Origin of the sequence: Candidatus Merdisoma sp. JLR.KK011, assembly GCF_036941125.1 — a bacterium.
In the GTDB taxonomy this organism is placed as follows: domain Bacteria; phylum Bacillota; class Clostridia; order Lachnospirales; family Lachnospiraceae; genus Laedolimicola.
Genome location: NZ_JAYWSZ010000001.1, coordinates 24689 through 42511, shown reverse-complemented (window position 1 = coordinate 42511; position 17823 = coordinate 24689). Strand labels below are relative to the sequence as shown.

The window sequence follows — 17823 nt, the reverse complement described above, 5'->3', positions numbered from 1 at the left end:
GGTATAAATAATAAGTACGTTTGAGTAGGGGATTGGTCAAATGGCATGACAGGGGTCTCCAAAACCCTTAGTGGGAGTTCGATTCTCTCATCCCCTGTAACAAGCATTGGATATCTGTGGAAAACAGGTTTCCAGTGCTTTTTTTCTCTGAAAGGATAAAAAGAATGACAGAACCAGACGAATGTATTATAATAAAAACGGAACTGGTGAAGATAGTACGGAACTGGAAACAGTACTATCCCCTACAGTGCACAAATCAATTTACAGACACAGTTTTAAGTGGCTGGAAATTGATTTCATGTGGGTGTACTGTAGGGGATGGTACGGAACTCAAATAGGAGGATAACATGGCAAATATTTTAAAGAGATTCGGCGACATTATGTCTGCAAACATCAACGCACTTCTGGACAAAGCGGAAGATCCGGAAAAGATGATTGACAAATATATCAGAGACATTGAGGAAGACATGCGGAAGGTAAAAGCAGAGACTGCAGCCGTCATGGCCACAGAGGCCAAGGCAAAGCGCGAGCTGGCCGAGTGCCAGGATGAGATTGCCAAGATGCAGAGATATGCGGAAAAGGCTCTGACAGCAGGCAGCGAGAGCGATGCCCGCAGATTCCTGGAGAAAAAGGGCGAGCTTGCAGGCAAGCAGGCAGGCTTACAGCAGGCATACGATCTGGCAGCCGCCAATGCTGCCAAGATGCGCGAGATGCACGACAAGCTGGAAAAGGATTTGGAGGGGCTTCAAAATAAGCGCGATTCCATCAAGGCCAAGGCAGCAGTCGCCAAAACCCAGGAAAAGCTCAACAAAATGGGAGCCAGCGTGTCCGGAGCAGGAGAGGCTATGGCAGCCTTTGACCGCATGGAGGCAAAGGTAGACCGGATGCTGGACGAGGCAAATGCCATGTCCGAGCTGAATTCCCGAACAGACGATATCGACGATCTGGCAGCAAAATACGATGAGGCCGGAAATACGTCCTCCGTAGACGATGAACTGGCAGCATTGAAGGAGAAAATGGGGCTGTAAAGCATGGAAGAAAAAATCTATTACTGTGAGGGCTGCGGCGGAGTCATGGAATTCGACGTGGCCACACAGAGTCTCAAATGCCCAAACTGCGATAAGGTAGTACCCATTTCCCCGGACAAGGGCAGATTGGTGGAGCACAGCCTTACCCGGCATGCCATGAGAACCATCCGGGCCAGCGAAAAGACGACGCATACCATGGAGTGCAGGGGCTGCGGCGCCCGGATTGAGGTGGAAGGAACCAGCAGAGCGGCGGAATGCCCCTTCTGCGGATCTGATTACGTGCTGGCAGAACGGGAAGCCGATGCGGTGATTCCGGACGGAGTACTGCCCTTCCAGGTGGATAAAAACCGGGTAGGAGAATTGTTCCGCCGGTGGCTGAAGGGCCGCTGGCTGGCCCCCGGCGAGCTGAAGCATCTGTATCAGAAGGATCGCCTCCAAGGGATTTACGTGCCCTACTGGACCTTTGACGCCAAAGTAAACGCCCGTTATACGGCAATGGGCGGCCGGCATCGGACAGTTACCCGGAAAGGGGCAGACGGGAAAACGGAGACCCAGATTGTAACCGACTGGTATCCAACCTCCGGAAATCTCCGCCATTTTTTTGACGATGTTCTGGTGCCGGCCTCTGAAAAAATGGATTCGCGGCTTTTGCGGAGGACGGGATATTTCGGAACCCAGCAGATTGTGCCCTATGGGCCGGAATACTTATCCGGCTACAGTGCTGAGTGTTACACGGTGGATCTGAATGCGGCCCACAGCGAGGCGGTAGGAGCTATGGAACGTGAGCTGGAAAATATGGCACGCAGCGAGGTGCTTTCCAGATACGATGAGGTCCGGGACATTTATGTACGGGCAGATTACCAGGAGGAGACCTACAAGCATGTGCTGCTTCCCATATATTCCACAGCCTATACATATAAAGGCAGGCATTACCGGGTGCTGATCAACGGGCAGAGCGGAAGGGTGGAAGGAGATTATCCCAAAAGTCCGGTACGGATTGGGGCAATTGTTCTTCTGGCACTCTTTATCCTGGCTCTGGTATATTGGTACAGCAGCGGCTCAAATATGAGGGCCGATACGCTGCCTGCATGGGAAGAAGAGCAGATATATGATTACGAGGAGGAAACGTCATGGGATTATTCGGAGGACAATTTGCCAACGTAGTAGAGTGGCAGGAATTCCGGGATGATATATTGTTCTGGAAATGGAGCAGCAAGGAGATTAAGAAAGGCAGCCGCTTGATTATCAAACCAGGCCAGGATGCCATTTTCCTGTATAACGGAAAGGTGGAGGGCGTTTTCCGGGATGACGGAAGCTACGACGTGGAATCTCAGATTATCCCCTTTCTTTCCACATTAAAGGGCTTCAAATTTGGTTTTAACAGCGGCCTTCGGGCGGAAGTGCTGTTTATCAATACGAAGGAGGTTCTGGTAAAATGGGGCACCAAGAATCCGGTTCTCATTCCTGCGCCGGGACTTCCGGGAGGCATGCCCATCCGCTCTTTCGGAACCTTTAGCTGCAAGGTTGCGGATTACGATGTATTTATAGAGCGGATTGCCGGAATCCGCCAGCAGTACTCGGTGGAAGAGGTGAAGGAACGCATTACCTCCATGCTGGATCAGCTTCTGATGAAATGGATTGCAAAAGAGGGACGTGATATGTTCAACCTTCAGGTCAGCGCCTCCGAGATCGGAAGGGGCATCCAGGAGGATCTGGATATGGAAATGCTGAAAATCGGAATCAGCATCACAAGCTTTGCCATTTCCAGCTTCAATTACCCGGAGGAGGTACAGAAGATGGCGGAAAAGGCAGCGGCCCAGAGCATGGTCGGTGATGTGGGACGCTTCCAGCAGGTGGCTATGGGAGAAGCAATTGCTTCCGGAAGAGGAGGCGGGGCGGCCTCCGATATGGCAGGGATTGCCATGGGCTTGTCTATGGGACAGCAGATGGCAGCCCAGATGCAGCAGAACCAGCAGGCACAGCAGAATCAGCAGATGCAGGCCGGAACTATGCAGCAGGCGGCCGGGGGAGCAGTCCCGAATTTCTGTCCCGACTGCGGAACTAAGACAAACGGAGCTAATTTCTGTTCAAACTGCGGAAAGAAACTGGTATAAAAGTTCCCATAAAAGCCTTAGACGGCGGGCTGGCAGCCAGAGATGTCCATACGGAACGTGTAAACGAAGTGACCGGAAAGCATTTTTAGAGGAATGGAGAAATACATGAGCATATATGACAGCTTAAATCCGGAGCAGAAGGAGGCGGTGCTTCACACAGAAGGGCCGCTTCTGATTTTGGCGGGAGCCGGCTCCGGAAAGACGAGGGTTTTGATTCATCGGGTAGCCTGGCTGATGGAGCAGGGGGTGAACCCCTGGAATATTATGGCAATCACTTTTACCAATAAGGCGGCAGGAGAAATGCGCCAGCGTGTGAACAGTCTGGTAGGCCAGGGGGCGGACAGCGTCTGGGTAGCGACCTTCCATTCCACCTGCGTGCGGATTCTGCGCCGTTATATCGGCCATCTGGGCTTTGACACCACATTTTCCATCTATGACACAGACGATCAGAAGACGGTGATGAAGGATGTGTGCAAGCGGCTGAATATTGACACGAAGGTTTACAAAGAGCGGTATCTGATGAGCGTCATTTCCAGGGCTAAGGACGAGCTGGTGTCCCCGATGGAGATGGCGGTTGCCGCCGGGACCGACTGGCAGAAAAAGCTGCTTGCGGAGGCTTACAAGGAGTACCAGGCGCAGCTTCGCCGGAACAATGCCCTGGATTTTGACGATCTGATTGTGAAGACGGTGGAGCTGTTCCAGAACTGCCCGGAGATTCTGGAGGCGTACCAGGAGCGTTTCCGCTATATGATGGTGGACGAGTACCAGGATACGAACACGGCCCAGTTTAAGCTGATCAGCCTTCTGGCAGGAAAATACCGGAATCTCTGTGTAGTGGGCGACGACGATCAGTCCATCTACAAATTCCGGGGAGCTAATATTTACAATATTCTCAATTTTGAGCAGGTATTTCCCGATGCACGGGTGATTAAGCTGGAGCAGAATTACCGCTCTACCCAGAATATTTTAAATACGGCAAATGAGGTGATCCGCAACAATTACGGCCGCAAGGAAAAGCGCCTCTGGACGGAAAACGAGGAGGGAAATCCCATTGCCTTCCGTCTTCTGCCCAATGCCTTTGAGGAGGCAGAGCTGATTATCGGGGACATCTGCCGCCATGTGCGCAGCAAGGAGGCGGATTACCAGGATCACGCCATCCTGTACCGCACCAACGCCCAGTCACGTCTTTTTGAGGAAAAGCTGATTCTGGCCGGCATTCCCTACAAGCTGATTGGCGGCGTAAACTTTTACGCCCGAAGGGAAATCAAAGACGTGCTGGCTTATTTGAAAACCATTGACAACGGAAGGGATGAGATAGCCGTCCGCCGGGTGATCAATGTGCCCAAACGGGGAATCGGCGCGACTACGCTGAACCGGGTGGGAGATTATGCGGAGGCTTACGGGATCGGCTTTTACGACGCTCTGGTCCGGGCAGAGGAGATTCCGAACCTTGGCAGAAGCGGGGGAAAGATAAAGCCCTTTACCACGCTGATAGCAGCCATGCAAAGCAAGCTTGGAACAATGTCTCTGGTGGAGCTTACCAAAGAGCTTCTGGAGGAGACCGGCTATGTCAAGGAGCTGGAAGCGGAAGGGACGGAAGAAGCCAAGGGGCGGATTGAGAATATCGACGAGCTGCTCAGCAAGATTGCGGCCTACGAGGAGTCGGTTGATGAGCCGACTTTAAGCGGCTTTTTGGAGGAGGTTGCCCTGGTGGCGGATATTGACAGTCTGGAGGAGAGCAGCAATTATGTGATTCTTATGACCTTACATAGCGCAAAGGGCCTGGAATTTCCTTATGTCTATATGGCAGGCATGGAGGAAGGGATATTTCCCAGCTACATGTCTATCAGCGCGGACAATCCGGAGGAGGAGCTTGAGGAGGAGCGAAGGCTCTGCTATGTGGGGATTACCCGGGCGAAGCGGGAGCTGATGCTGACGGCGGCCCGGCAGCGGATGATTCGCGGACAGACCATGTACAACGCCGTTTCCAGATTTATCCGGGAGATTCCCCAGGAGTATCTGGAGAACAGAAATAAAAAGAGGAGTTCCGAAAAGCCGTCTAACACAGCGAAGCAGCCGGCCTGGGTTCAGCCGAAGGAGAGCTTCCGGGCTAAGCCCTACGAAACCCAGAGCCTTACGGTGAAAAAGGCTTCCGGGCTGGATTATACGGTGGGAGACCGGGTGCGGCACATTAAGTTCGGGGACGGGACGGTGCTGGAGATTACGGAAGGGAAGAAGGATTATGAGGTGAAGGTGGAGTTTGACACAGCCGGGATTAAGAGGCTGTTTGCTTCCTTCGCCAAACTTAAGAAGCTATAGCGGCAGTAAAGCCGGTTTCCTCCCATCACGGCTGCCCTTTACAAATTGTAAGATTATGCAAATAATTTTTCCGGAAATGATAGTAATTTGAATATATTTGTGGTATAATATGAGCACTTAGTGAATGTGAGCTTTGGCCATGCAGGCGCATGAAGCGGATTGAGATTCAGCGCTGGAAGATGCGGGCCGCAGGCAGAGCATGAATTGCAAACAACGAATAGAAAGGGTGCGTGCGATGAATAAGATGGAAGATTTTCTGACAGCAACAAAATTGAATGAGCTGCTTCATAAGAGAGAGGTAGAAGAGAAGAATAAAAACACGGTGCTTTGGATTCTGGCAATTATTGGGGCTGTAGCAGCCGTGGCCGGTATCGCTTATGCGGTATACCGTTTCTTTACTCCCGACTATCTGGAAGATTTTGAGGATGATTTTGACGATGACTTCGACGATGACTTCTTTGAGGACGGAGAGGACGAGGAAGAATAAGAGAGCAGGAAAGGGGTTGCTGCACAGGCGGCAGCCCTTTTTTTCAATTGGAAAGAGAAAATGATATCCGGCAGGATGTTATAATACATAAAAGGGGGGAAGAAAAGATGAGGAAAAAGAGAAATCCTTTGGGACAGTTTGTGATTGGGATGATTATTCTGGCTTCCATTATTTCCAACCTGCAGTTTGTGTTCCGGGGAGTGAGCCTGTATGTTTATCTGGTGATGCTGATTTTGATTTTCGGGGGGCAGCGCCCTTGTGGGACAGGTCTTATTCCGCTGGCCGAAGGATGATGACGAGAAGAATGTGAGGAGAAAATAATGAAAAAAGGGCAGATTTACGAGGGTATGGTGGAAAGGGTGGATTTTCCCAATAAGGGTCTGGTTCGGTGTGAGGAGCACAGCGCCTTGGTTAAGAATACAGTTCCTGGGCAGAAGGTGCGTTTCCAGGTGAATAAGATCCGAAAGGGGAAATGCGAGGGACGGCTGCTGGAGGTTCTGGAGCCTTCTCCTTTGGAAATCAAGCCGGAGTGTCCGCATTTTACAGCTTGCGGAGGATGTACTTATCAGAATCTGCCCTACGAGGAGCAGCTTCGCTTAAAGGGCAGCCAGCTTAAGGCCCTTCTGGACAGTGTGGTTCTGGAGCCTTACGAGTTCGAGGGAGTGAAGGAGAGTCCCTGCCGCGGGGCTTACCGGAATAAGATGGAATTTTCTTTTGGAGATGAGGAAAAGGACGGACCTCTGGCTCTTGGCATGCACAGGAGGGGGAGCTTTTATGATATTGTGACTGTGGACGAATGCCGGATTGTGGACGAGGATTACCGGAAGATTCTTTCTTGTGTGCTGGATTATTTTAAAGGGGAGGGGCTGCCTTTTTACCATAAGCTCCGCCATACGGGGTATCTGCGCCATCTTTTGGTGCGTAAAGGGGTCAGAACCGGGGAGCTTTTGGTGGCGCTGGTGACAAGCAGTCAGATGGAGGCGCCTGACGGGCCCTGGGTAGAGCGGCTTCTGGAGCTTAAGCTTGAGGGAACGATTGTGGGGATTCTTCATGTCTTCAATGACAGCCTGGCGGATGTGGTGCAGAGCGACCGGACGGAGATTCTTTATGGACGGGATTATTTTTATGAGGAGCTTTTAGGGCTTCGGTTTCGGATCTCGCCCTTTTCCTTTTTCCAGACGAATTCCCTGGGGGCGGAGGTACTCTATGAGACGGCACGGAGCTATATTGGGGATACAAAAGATAAGGTGATCTTTGATCTCTATAGCGGAACAGGGACGATTGCCCAGATGCTTGCGCCTGTGGCGGAACGGGTTGTGGGAGTGGAGATTGTGGAGGAGGCCGTGGAGGCGGCTAAGGTGAACGCCAGGCTTAATGGGCTTGCAAATTGCAGCTTTATTGCAGGGGATGTGTTGAAGGTGGTGGATGAGCTTGAGGAGAAGCCGGATCTGATTGTGCTCGATCCGCCCAGGGACGGAGTGCATCCGAAGGCGCTTCAGAGGATTATTGACTTTGGGGTGGAGCGGATTGTTTATATTAGCTGTAAGCCTACGAGCTTGGTGCGGGATCTGGAACTGCTGCAGGGGCGGGGGTATCGGGTGGAGAAGGCTGTTGGGGTGGATCTTTTTCCGTTTACGGTTCATACAGAATGTGTGGTGTGGATACAAAGGAAACATATCTAGAAATCCTTTATTTTAAGCAGTTTTACAGGCATTTTGTGTTTGTAGAAGATGAAGCGGGGAATCGGAATAAGAGGATAGAGAAGTATTTTGAGGTTTCGGCGGTGGTTGATGTGGGGTGTGGGGGTACAAAGGAATTTGTTTAATAAGAAAACATTAGAGGACAAATCAGTTGTTCGGAATTTCCGAACAACTGAAAGATATTTGGAATGATTAGCCGAAAAAGAGATATATAATTTCAATGCTTGTGTTGCTTATCTAAAGCTATCATATAATACTAACTATGTATAGTTAAGATACTATTTGGAGGTGCAAGAGTGAAGAATGAAAAAAAGGAAATGATAGATAATAAAGAATTTCAGACTTTATATGATAAATCAAAGAAGTTAATTGATAGTGCCAGAAACAATATGGGACAAATGGCAAATGCAATTACGATACTCACAAGTTTTTTGCTGGGGAGATATATTGTTGAACAGGAACAACAAGGCTCTGAAAGGGCAAAATATGGAGCTAAAATAGTAGATTCTTTGTCGGCATATCTGACAGAAGAATATGGTAGAGGTTTTTCAAGAAGCAATGTGGCAGGGATGCGACAGTTTTATGTGGCATATAAAGACAGGGAAGATGAAATTATCCAGTCGGGAATTGGACGATTCGAGCAGACTTTTGAAATTATCCAATCGGGAATTGGACAATTGGAAATGGCATATAACAATCTACCTTTTAAACTCAGTTGGACGCATTATCAGGTGCTTATGCGTATAGAAAACAGGGATGAAAGAGATTTTTATGAGAACGAGGCAATACGCTCGAATTGGAATGTAAATACTTTAAAAAGACAATTTCATTCTAGCTTGTATGAAAGGCTTGCATTAAGCAGAGATAAAAATGATGTGATGAGGCTGGCAAATGAAGGAGCTGTTCCGCAAAAACCGCAAGATATTTTACATACGCCATATGTATTGGAATTTGCGGGATTAGAAGACAGGGCTTCTTATCATGAAAGTGATTTGGAATCAGCAGTAATAGAAAAGATGCAAAAGTTTCTTTTAGAATTAGGTAAGGGTTTTCTGTTTGAACAGCGCCAAAAGAGATTTACATTTCATGATAAAAATTTTTATGTGGATTTGGTTCTATATAACCGACTATTAAGATGCTATGTCCTTATAGATTTTAAAATTGATGAACTTACGCATCAGGATTTAGGACAGATGCAGATGTATGTGAATTATTTTGACCGTTATGAAAGGGTTGAAGATGAAAATCCAACGATTGGTATTTTACTTTGCAAGCAGAGTGATGAGGCTCTTGTGAATTTGACACTTCCAGAGAATGCTAACATTTATGCAAAAGAATATAAACTATATCTGCCAGATAAAAAGTTGTTACAGAGAAAATTGAAGGAATGGTTGGATGAGGAACAGAAAAATAATTTATAATGTGTGAGAATAGATGGGATATGAACTTGTCGGAAATTCCGACAGGTTCAAGAAAAGATTATAAGAAATGCTTGTTTTAGGCAATTACACAATTAAGAAAAAATGAAATGATTTTATGCTAATGATTAGGAGTATATATGCGTATAAAAGAAATTGCAGTCCGTAATTTTAGAATTTTATCAAATTCTAAAATGGATTTTGATAATGAAATGTGTCTTTTGATTGGAAGGAATAATACGGGAAAAACTTCTCTGATGGTTTTGTTTGAGAAATTCTTTGGACAATTGGGGTTTGATTTCAATGATTTCTCTATAACACAACGTAGAAAAATTCTAAAATTTAATGAGAAAACAGAAGAGACAGAAATGGCGATCCAATTGATTTTAAATATAGAGTATGAAGAAGATGATGATTTATGCAATGTTTCTGAATTTATTGTTGATTTAGAGCCAGATAGAAAGGATGTAAACTTATTATTTGAATGTGCAATAAAAAAAGAAGAGTTGCTAGAAGGCATACAGAATGCAGGAAAAATAGCAAAGGAAAAATATATAAAGAAATATCTGCATGAGTATTTAGAAAAAAGACTCTACACTTTTGATAGCTTGGATGACCTAAAAACTGAAAATCGTTATCGCTTAATTAAGAAAAATTTAAAGGATGTAAAAAAGCTTATTGACTTTGAAATTATTCATGCGAAGAGGAGTGTTTCAAGTTCAGAAGAAAAAGGGGGAATGAAAGTCCTTTCAAAATTGACAACAAATTATTTCAATAATTTAAATATATCTGCACCAGATAAGTTTGAAGGAATTAACAAATTGATTGAAGATATGGATGATTCCTTAAACGTAAAATATGATGCCTTTTTTGAAAGTTTTTTAAATACAGCCAAAGAATTCTTGGGTATGGGAGAACTGAAAGTAAAATCAAATTTAAAAGCTAGTGAGATTTTTTCTGATGCCTCAGAGGTTGTATACGGTGATGATGAAAAGCAGTTGCCAGAATATTTGAATGGGTTGGGGCATATGAATATTCTTTACCTTTTACTTAATATCGAAATAAAAAAGAACAATTTTATGTGTAATAAAAGTGATATCAAATTATTATGTATTGAGGAGCCAGAGGCACATACCCATCCACAGCTACAATACATATTTTCCCGTAAAGTGAGTGAAGTTGTATGTGGAATTCCTGGGATGCAAACTATAATAACGACACATTCCCCACACATTGTTGCAAGTCATCCATTTGAGAATATTCGTTATATGTCCTGCGTGAAAGATGATAATGGGTTTTCTAATATCGTTATTAAGAATTTCTATCAAGAGTTAAGTAAAAAGTATGCAAATGAGATGGAAGAATTTCAATTTTTAAAACAATATCTTTCTATTGAATCATCTGAGTTGTTTTTTGCGGATAAGGCAATTTTTATTGAAGGAATTTCGGAAGGCATATTACTTCAGCACTTTATTTCCAATATGGATAAAGTAGAATTAAAAAAAGAAGAGGAAACAATCAAAATAAATCCCAAGATTAAGCCATCCTATATTCCATTGACAGCTCAAAATGTCACAATTATACAATCGGGGGCAAATTCAAAAGCATTTTGTCATTTCCTGGATTTTTTGGAAATCCCCACATTGATTATAACTGATATAGATACAATAAAACCTGAAACAACAGATAAAGGAATTCGGTATATATCTTGCCCTGTGAAATGTAATGAGACCAGCGGTACAAGCAATGCGTCAATAAAATATTTTTTTGATATTCCTAAATACGATGAGGACAAAGCAAAGAAAGATGTAGAATATAAAAAACAATATGAAGCTGGATATAAGACATGGTTTGAAGAAGTATTACTTCATAAGAAAGAATGTGTAAGTCCAATAATATATGTGACTTATCAAATGGAGGAAAACGGTTATTATGCGAGAAGTTTTGAGGATGCGTTTATTAACATGAATTTTGAGAATTTAAAAAATAATTTGGAGAGTATAAGAGGGTTGAAGAATATTAAAGAATTTGAAGATGAGGATTCAGTGAATAATAGATATAATTTTACGCAATCTGTTATTGAAAAGAAGTCCGATTTTGCATCATCCATTTTATTTTTGGCATACACAAAAGAAATAAATTGGAGTGCACCTTCATACATACAGGAGGGCATTAAATGGTTACAAAAACAATAAATGCTATGAATAGGTGTAAAAAATGCATCGATTCACGAAAAAGTTTTGTTTTGCAAGGTGGTGCAGGCAGCGGAAAAACAGAGTCTCTTAAAGAACTTCTCCTCTATATAAAAACAGAACATCCTAAAGCAAGGGTTATATGTATTACACATACAAATGCGGCGGTAGATGAGATAGTAGGGAGGGTAGGAGAACAATATCTGATAAGTACAATCCATTCTTTCTTATACGGATTGATTGGGCATTACAAAAAGAATATAAAATCTGTTATCTCTGAGTTGTTTTTTGTGCCGGAAATGGTTCGTGCGGAACAATTGAAAGAGCAGAAAGAAGCTGATTATAAAAAAATGGAGCATGAGAAATATAAAAGAGCATATGAAAAATATGCGTCTAATCTTTATAGAATTTGCAAAGAGAATACTGAAAAGGTAACAGGGAAAAGAGAGTATGATAAGGAGCCGGAGGGATATAATGAGTTTCTTAATAAAAAAATTCGGTTGTTGAATGGGAAAATTATGGATATTATTGATGGTAAGGAATATTCAGCTATTTATTATAATCAAACAAAATTTGATGGGCTAAATGATTTGAGTTATGGACATGATGGCTTGCTTGTGCTTTTCCATCTACTATTTGAAAAGTATCCATTATTGGGGAAAATAATTTCGGACAAATATGATTACATTTTTATAGATGAATATCAGGATACTCAGAAAGAGGTACTTTGTGATATACTAACTTTAAGTCAGACATATGGAGTGGCTATAGGTTTATTTGGTGACAATATGCAATCCATATATGATGAAGGTATTGATGATCTTGACATTTTCATAAATGATGGAACGCTTGAACCGATTTTAAAACAGGATAATTTTAGGTGCTCATACGAGGTTCTTGATGTAATCAACTCTCTTAGGTTGGATGGTCTTAATCAGAATGTGGCATTAAAAAAACTTGACAATGGTATTTATGAAAATGAAGCAGATAGACATGGTTTTGTAAAAGTGATGTATTCGCTTGTAGATAGCAAACCATCTGCATTTAGTTCTCCTGAAGAGAAAAGAGAGTATCAGTCAGTAATAAATGAAGCTCTCTTGGAAGCAAAAAAGTTTGCTGACGATTCAAAAGTCCTTATTTTAACAAATAAAGCAATCGCAGAGAAAAATGGATTTCAACAGTTGTATAAAGTCTTTGATGATCGATATGCAGATGTTAAAGATAGGATAGAAAAGTATTTGTGTTCAATTCAAGCGCTGGATGTGGCTGATTTATGTAATCTTTTTTTGGCAAAAGACTATAATTTATTAATTCAGCTGGTACGAAAAGGTGGATATATAATTCACAATGCGAATGATAAGAAACAGCTTTATGACATTATGCATAAAATTGTAAGTAGCAAAGACCTTTCAATAAAATCTGTTATTAAAATAGCTTGTTCAAAAAAGCTTATAAAGCAAACAGAAACCTATAAGAATATTATTGAGAGGAATTTTAATTTTTTGGAACAGCTTAAGTCGGATAATTTTTATGAGAAATTCAAAAAGCAATATTTATCTGGGAAAAATACGTTTAATAAAATGAAAGATAGTTTAGAATTGAGTTCTAAAGAAGAATTTGAAGATTATGAATCTCGTTGGAAAAAAGAAAGGTTTATTACAGAATTTTTTTCTGACGAATTAAAATTTTCAGAAGTATTGAATTATACAAGGTATCTTAATGAAGAAACAGAATATATAACGATGCATAAGACGAAAGGAACGAGTATTCCATCTGTCATTGTTGTGATGGAGGAATATTTTTGGAGTGAGTATGATTTTTCTTTGATATATTCTCCGTTTACAGAAGGAAAAGCAAAGAAAAGAAACGATTCGCAAAAGTTGATATATGTTGCATGTTCACGGGCAAAGAATAATCTAATATGTATTAGAGTTCTTATGAAAGGTGAATTAAATAATTTCTTAAATATTTTTCCTAATGCGGAATTATTTAAAGACTATACAGAAAAAGGGGATTGTATATGAAACTGATTGCAGAAGAATATAAATGGTTTGAAGATAATAAACAGATTCGTGAGGATGGTTCAGAATTTTGGAGTGCGAGAGAACTTGCAGTTGCCTTGGATTACACTTAGTGGAGAAATTTTACTGGTGTGATAAAACGTGCAATGATTGCCCGTGAGAACAGTGGACATATTGTTTTTCACGATTTTGCCGAAGTCAGCAAAATCGTGAAAGTGGGAGCAACAAACAAGGTTGTAAAGGATTATGAATTGTCCAGATATGTTTGCAGAAACAGCGTATAAAGCAGGTGTTATTACAAATGAGGAATTTGCAATTTTTCAAAATGCAGGTCATATGGGGTTGTATGGCGGCTTAGATGTAGATGATATTCATATAAAAAAGGGATTGGAAGTTGGACAGAAAATCCTTAATTATATGGATAGTACGGAATTGATTGCAAATCTATTTAGCATATCCCGGACTGAAGAAAAGTTGTGAAAAGATGAGGTTGATAATGCTAAAAACGGTAACGTCGGTTCATTATTCTGTGGGGAGAGAGGTGCGGACTGCAATAGAAAAGATTGGCTGGACAATGCCTGAGGATTTACCCACTCCAGAAAAGAGTATCCAACAGATAGAAAAAGAGCAGATGGCACGTTTGAAAGCAAAAGCAAAAAAAGGAAAGCTAATGCTTGATGAGTAAAAAGAAATGACTTTTTTTTAATAAATCATAAGATAGAAATTGTGTTCCTATATGACTGACGAGGCTGAAAAATTGTGTTTACATAGTAGCTCCGACACATGTGGAGACTGTGGTGTTGATACAAAGGAAAGATACCTAGAAATCCTTGAATTTATGCACTTTGTGACATTTTTCAGTTTCAACAAAATCGGTGAAAATCATAAGGAAAAGATACTTGTGAAGAAAGTAACCGTAGTTGTGGCGTTAGACCTCGGTACGCAATGTCATTAAGTTAAGCTGATTGAAAAAATCTTATCCTATGGTCTAACTCAAATTTATCAATAAATTTCTCAAAAAGTGGTTGACACAGAGCCTAAAATGTGCGGCCGCTCTCGCTGCTGATTATATTTTAAGAGGCGGCGAGAGCGGCCCTTGAAATTGAAGACAAAACTATTATTTCAATTTCAAGGAGGTACTTATATGTCATTTCCTCAAAAGGTCAAGTCCACTCTTTGGGCGATCGTGGACAACATGGCCTGCAACACTGCCTGCTTCGTTAAAAAACCAAAAAAGGACTTTACCCGTAACCGTAAGCTGGGCTTTGCTCAACTCATCCGTTTCTTTCTCTCTATGGAAAGCGGCTGCATCAACCACGAACTATTGAAATATTTTTATTTCCTTCCCGATGAAATCCCCTCTGCTTCCTCCTTCATCCAACAGCGGGCCAAGCTCCTTCCCGAAGCTTTCCGACATGTCCTCACGCAGTTTAACCTTCGTTTCCCGGCAAAAGGGCTTTGGGGCAAGTATTCCCTCATTGCCGTAGACGGCTGTGAATTTAACATTGCCCGGAACCCTGGGGACCCTTCCACCTTCCATCCTACAAGCGGAAGGTCTAAAAGAGGCTTCAACTCTCTCCATACCATTTCTCTGTATGACCTGCTTTCCAAGAGGTTTTTGGATGTGGTTCTCCAGCCGGGAAAACTCAAAAATGAATTTCACGCTATCTGCCAGCTCATTGACCGCTATATTTATGGCGGTTTCCCAATCTTCGTGGCTGACAGGGGGTTTTCCAGCTATAACGTCTTTGCACATGCCATTGAAAAAGGCTGTTTCTTTGCCATCCGCACCAAAGACATCAACATAAAACGTCTCCTTGCAGCCGACAGCCTGACGGACCGGATGGATGGCTGGACAGAAGTTATCCTTTCCCGGTCCAGGGCCAGAAAGAAAATGCAGCACCCGGAATCAGCCCCCCTGTACCGCTATATATGCAAAACTGTCCCCTTTGACTTTATCTCGGACAACTCTCCGGAATACCATATGCGGCTGCGTGTGGTTCGTTTTCAGATAGCGGAAGGGGTTTTTGAGAATATCCTTACCAATCTCCCCTCGGATGAATTTTCATTGGAAGAGATAAAGCGACTTTACTATCTCCGGTGGGGCCAGGAAACTTCTTTCCGTGATTTGAAGCATACAATCGGAACCGCAAACTTTCATTCCAAGTCTCCGGAATACATCGAGTTCGAGATTCTTAGCCGGATGACCCTGTATAATTTTTGCACGATTATAACCATGGAGGTTCCCATAGAAAAGAGAACGGAGAAATGGGAATATCAAGTCAATTTGTCTATGGCAATAAAAATATGCTTTGCATTCCTTTCAGACCATGTGGGTCCCGGAAGCGTAAATGACCTGATCAGCCGTTATATACTGCCGATCAGGCCAGAGAGAACCTATGCCCGCCAGCTAAGGTTCCAAGCACCAGCCAGTTTCGCTTATCGTTTCATATAAAGCGCAACTGCCGCTAACAGTATACCATTATTTGAGGCAGATATGCAATCTGTCTGTTTGCTATACCAAAAAACTTCCCATTATACTGCAGATCAGCTTATAGAACTTCTGACAGCTAACAGAATCCTCATATCATCACAATATATGGCTGATTTATGGCAGGGTTCCTCTGACAAGCCTTGTTTAACTTAATGACATTGATTTTGAACTGCTATAACAAAGAAATGCAAAAAATTAAATTTTTTGTCCGCTGTAACATTTCGCGGACATTTGCCTGTTATACTATCTGCAAAAAGCAAAGGAAGTGAGGATATGAAACAGATTTTAATTGTCGAGGACGACAGTTTTTTGAATAAGATGTTGGCCTATAACCTGACCGCAGACGGGTACGGCTTGACTTCTGCCCTAAATGCCAGAACCGCAGCTGATGTCCTGCGCCAGCGGGAATTTGATTTAGTGCTGCTGGACATCAACCTGCCGGATGGGAATGGTTTTGAACTGTGCAGGCTGATAAAGCCCCAGCACCCGGACACCATTGTAATCTTCCTGACCGCCAACGATCAGGAGAGCGACCAGATACGGGGCTATGAAGTGGGCGCGGTGGATTACATCACAAAGCCCTTTGTGATCGGGGCCTTGCAACGGAAAATCAAAGCCATGTTCGCCATGCTGGAACACCACAAACCGGCCAAGGATATTTACAACGACGGGCGGCTGTTTCTGGACTTCTCGGAGCAGACAGCTTCCTTAAACGGCAAGCCCCTGACCCTATCCCCGATGGAATACAAAATGCTGAACCTGTTCCGTAAAAATCCCCGGCAAGTGCTGACCCGTGGGCAGCTTCTGGAAAAGCTGTGGGATATAGACGAGAAATTTGTGGATGAACACACCCTGACAACCTCCATCAGCCGGATTCGCAGCAAGATTGAATCCGACGGTGGCACGCCCTACATCAAGACCGTTTACGGCATGGGCTATCAGTGGACGGGAGGCGAGGCGAAATGAAGTTTAAGAACCTCTCGGTAAAGCGGGTGTTTGGCCGGGTAGCAATGGGACTTGTCCTTTCCATGTCCGGGATTACCATAGCCCTGTTTTTTGTGACAAAACAGGCAGCGGTGCTGCTGACTGGTGGGGCGCTGCTGCTGTGCGCCCTTGTGGGGATTTTTGTACTGACACAGGCGTTTGGAAAGCGGCTGTCACAGTTTACCGCTGACCTGTGCCAGACTTTAGACCACATGATCGCCGGGAATGAAGCGCCAAAACGTCCAGAGGACAGCGAAACCCAGCTTGCCAGAATCGGACACCGGCTGGCAAGGCTTTATCAGATCATGCAGGAGAACCGCCGTCTTGTGGACGAGGAACGGCAGGAGTTACAGGCCCTTGTATCGGATATTTCCCATCAAGTGAAAACGCCGGTAAGCAACCTGAAAATGGCAACGGACACCCTGCTGGAAAAGCCTATGACCGAGGCGGAGCGTACTGACTTTATCCGGGGAATCCGCAGCCAGACGGATAAGCTGGATTTTCTCTTTCAGGCCCTTGTGAAAACCTCCCGGCTGGAAACGGGCGTGATCCAGTTGGATAAGAAACCGGGCCGCCTTTTTGATACCGTGGCGCAGGCCATGAGTGGTATCGTTTATGCAGCGGAGAAAAAGGAAATCGCCGTGTCAGTGGACTGCCCGGAGGATTTGGCTGCTTCCCATGACAGCAAGTGGACATCCGAAGCCCTTTTTAACCTGCTGGACAATGCGGTGAAGTACACCCCGACAGGCGGGAAAATCACAGTGTCGGTGGTACTGTGGGAAATGTATGTGGAGATCAAAGTGGCCGACACCGGCAAGGGCATTTCCGAAAGCAATCAGGCCGCCATTTTCCGGCGCTTCTATCGTGAGGAAGAAGTACACGAACAACAGGGCGTGGGCATTGGCCTGTATCTGGCCCGCAAGATCATAACGCGGCAGGGCGGCTATATCAGAGTAGTTTCGGAGCCGGGCAGGGGTTCGGAATTTTCCATTATGCTGCCGACAAAATAGAACACGGCGGACGGCCATTCCCGGCTGCCCGCCGCAAATTTTTTTGAAATGTCCGA

The 17823-nt window shown here is 44.0% G+C and carries 15 protein-coding genes and 1 tRNA gene; all 16 read left to right on the top strand.

Translation table 11 applies throughout. From position 1 onward, the window contains the following. Positions 1–26 precede the first annotated feature (26 nt). Positions 27–97: transfer RNA gene (locus VV089_RS00240), tRNA-Trp, on the top strand. 250 nt (positions 98–347) lie between these two features. Further along, complete coding sequence (locus VV089_RS00235; RefSeq protein ID WP_172540325.1) at positions 348–1028, top strand: PspA/IM30 family protein; 681 nt, start codon at positions 348–350, stop codon at positions 1026–1028. A gap of 3 nt (positions 1029–1031) precedes the next feature. Then, a complete protein-coding gene (locus VV089_RS00230; protein ID WP_334334499.1) occupies positions 1032–2192 on the top strand; it encodes a hypothetical protein in 1161 nt (386 codons plus the stop codon). After that, positions 2159–3142, top strand: coding sequence for an SPFH domain-containing protein (locus tag VV089_RS00225; protein WP_334334498.1), 984 nt, complete (start codon positions 2159–2161; stop codon positions 3140–3142). Before VV089_RS00230 ends, VV089_RS00225 begins: the two co-directional genes overlap by 34 nt. A 105-nt stretch (positions 3143–3247) precedes the next feature. Then, complete coding sequence (gene pcrA, locus VV089_RS00220; RefSeq protein WP_334334497.1) at positions 3248–5461, top strand: DNA helicase PcrA; 2214 nt, start codon at positions 3248–3250, stop codon at positions 5459–5461. 235 nt (positions 5462–5696) lie between these two features. After that, a complete protein-coding gene (locus VV089_RS00215; RefSeq protein ID WP_442891440.1) occupies positions 5697–5948 on the top strand; it encodes a DUF4366 domain-containing protein in 252 nt (83 codons plus the stop codon). A 107-nt stretch (positions 5949–6055) separates the two neighbouring features. Then, entirely contained in the window at positions 6056–6241 is a 186-nt protein-coding gene (locus tag VV089_RS00210) for a hypothetical protein (protein WP_334334496.1), read from the top strand. A gap of 27 nt (positions 6242–6268) precedes the next feature. Next, entirely contained in the window at positions 6269–7630 is a 1362-nt protein-coding gene (gene rlmD / locus VV089_RS00205) for a 23S rRNA (uracil(1939)-C(5))-methyltransferase RlmD (protein WP_334334495.1), read from the top strand. A gap of 314 nt (positions 7631–7944) precedes the next feature. Beyond that, complete coding sequence (locus tag VV089_RS00200; RefSeq protein ID WP_334334494.1) at positions 7945–9069, top strand: PDDEXK nuclease domain-containing protein; 1125 nt, start codon at positions 7945–7947, stop codon at positions 9067–9069. A gap of 137 nt (positions 9070–9206) precedes the next feature. Beyond that, on the top strand, positions 9207–11261 hold the full coding sequence (locus VV089_RS00195) for an ATP-dependent nuclease (RefSeq protein WP_334334493.1): 2055 nt from the start codon (positions 9207–9209) through the stop codon (positions 11259–11261). Beyond that, positions 11243–13282 (top strand): UvrD-helicase domain-containing protein, encoded by a 2040-nt coding sequence (locus VV089_RS00190; protein WP_334334492.1) that lies wholly within the window; start codon positions 11243–11245, stop codon positions 13280–13282. The genes VV089_RS00195 and VV089_RS00190 overlap by 19 nt, the downstream gene beginning before the upstream one ends. 243 nt (positions 13283–13525) lie before the next feature. Then, positions 13526–13759 (top strand): hypothetical protein, encoded by a 234-nt coding sequence (locus VV089_RS00185; RefSeq protein ID WP_334334491.1) that lies wholly within the window; start codon positions 13526–13528, stop codon positions 13757–13759. Positions 13760–13775: 16 nt separating this feature from the next. Beyond that, positions 13776–13964, top strand: coding sequence for a hypothetical protein (locus VV089_RS00180; RefSeq protein ID WP_334334490.1), 189 nt, complete (start codon positions 13776–13778; stop codon positions 13962–13964). A 459-nt stretch (positions 13965–14423) separates the two neighbouring features. Further along, a complete protein-coding gene (locus tag VV089_RS00175; RefSeq protein WP_334334489.1) occupies positions 14424–15734 on the top strand; it encodes an IS4 family transposase in 1311 nt (436 codons plus the stop codon). Positions 15735–16046: 312 nt separating this feature from the next. Further along, positions 16047–16739: a response regulator transcription factor gene (locus VV089_RS00170; RefSeq protein ID WP_334334488.1), complete on the top strand. Its 693-nt coding sequence runs from the start codon at positions 16047–16049 to the stop codon at positions 16737–16739. Then, the gene (locus VV089_RS00165; protein ID WP_334334487.1) at positions 16736–17767 is read left to right on the top strand and encodes a sensor histidine kinase; all 1032 of its coding nucleotides are present in this window, start codon (positions 16736–16738) and stop codon (positions 17765–17767) included. Before VV089_RS00170 ends, VV089_RS00165 begins: the two co-directional genes overlap by 4 nt. Positions 17768–17823 lie beyond the last annotated feature (56 nt).

What these genes read in the sequence shown, in the direction of transcription:
- VV089_RS00185 (WP_334334491.1), top strand. Translation starts at nt 13,526, where the DNA reads ATGAATTGTCCAGATATGTTTGCAGAAACAGCGTATAAAGCAGGTGTT.
- VV089_RS00195 (WP_334334493.1), top strand. Translation starts at nt 9,207, where the DNA reads ATGCGTATAAAAGAAATTGCAGTCCGTAATTTTAGAATTTTATCAAAT.
- VV089_RS00230 (WP_334334499.1), top strand. Translation starts at nt 1,032, where the DNA reads ATGGAAGAAAAAATCTATTACTGTGAGGGCTGCGGCGGAGTCATGGAA.
- VV089_RS00225 (WP_334334498.1), top strand. Translation starts at nt 2,159, where the DNA reads ATGGGATTATTCGGAGGACAATTTGCCAACGTAGTAGAGTGGCAGGAA.
- VV089_RS00180 (WP_334334490.1), top strand. Translation starts at nt 13,776, where the DNA reads ATGCTAAAAACGGTAACGTCGGTTCATTATTCTGTGGGGAGAGAGGTG.
- VV089_RS00235 (WP_172540325.1), top strand. Translation starts at nt 348, where the DNA reads ATGGCAAATATTTTAAAGAGATTCGGCGACATTATGTCTGCAAACATC.
- VV089_RS00170 (WP_334334488.1), top strand. Translation starts at nt 16,047, where the DNA reads ATGAAACAGATTTTAATTGTCGAGGACGACAGTTTTTTGAATAAGATG.
- pcrA (WP_334334497.1), top strand. Translation starts at nt 3,248, where the DNA reads ATGAGCATATATGACAGCTTAAATCCGGAGCAGAAGGAGGCGGTGCTT.
- VV089_RS00165 (WP_334334487.1), top strand. Translation starts at nt 16,736, where the DNA reads ATGAAGTTTAAGAACCTCTCGGTAAAGCGGGTGTTTGGCCGGGTAGCA.
- VV089_RS00215 (WP_442891440.1), top strand. Translation starts at nt 5,697, where the DNA reads ATGAATAAGATGGAAGATTTTCTGACAGCAACAAAATTGAATGAGCTG.
- VV089_RS00175 (WP_334334489.1), top strand. Translation starts at nt 14,424, where the DNA reads ATGTCATTTCCTCAAAAGGTCAAGTCCACTCTTTGGGCGATCGTGGAC.
- rlmD (WP_334334495.1), top strand. Translation starts at nt 6,269, where the DNA reads ATGAAAAAAGGGCAGATTTACGAGGGTATGGTGGAAAGGGTGGATTTT.
- VV089_RS00190 (WP_334334492.1), top strand. Translation starts at nt 11,243, where the DNA reads ATGGTTACAAAAACAATAAATGCTATGAATAGGTGTAAAAAATGCATC.
- VV089_RS00210 (WP_334334496.1), top strand. Translation starts at nt 6,056, where the DNA reads ATGAGGAAAAAGAGAAATCCTTTGGGACAGTTTGTGATTGGGATGATT.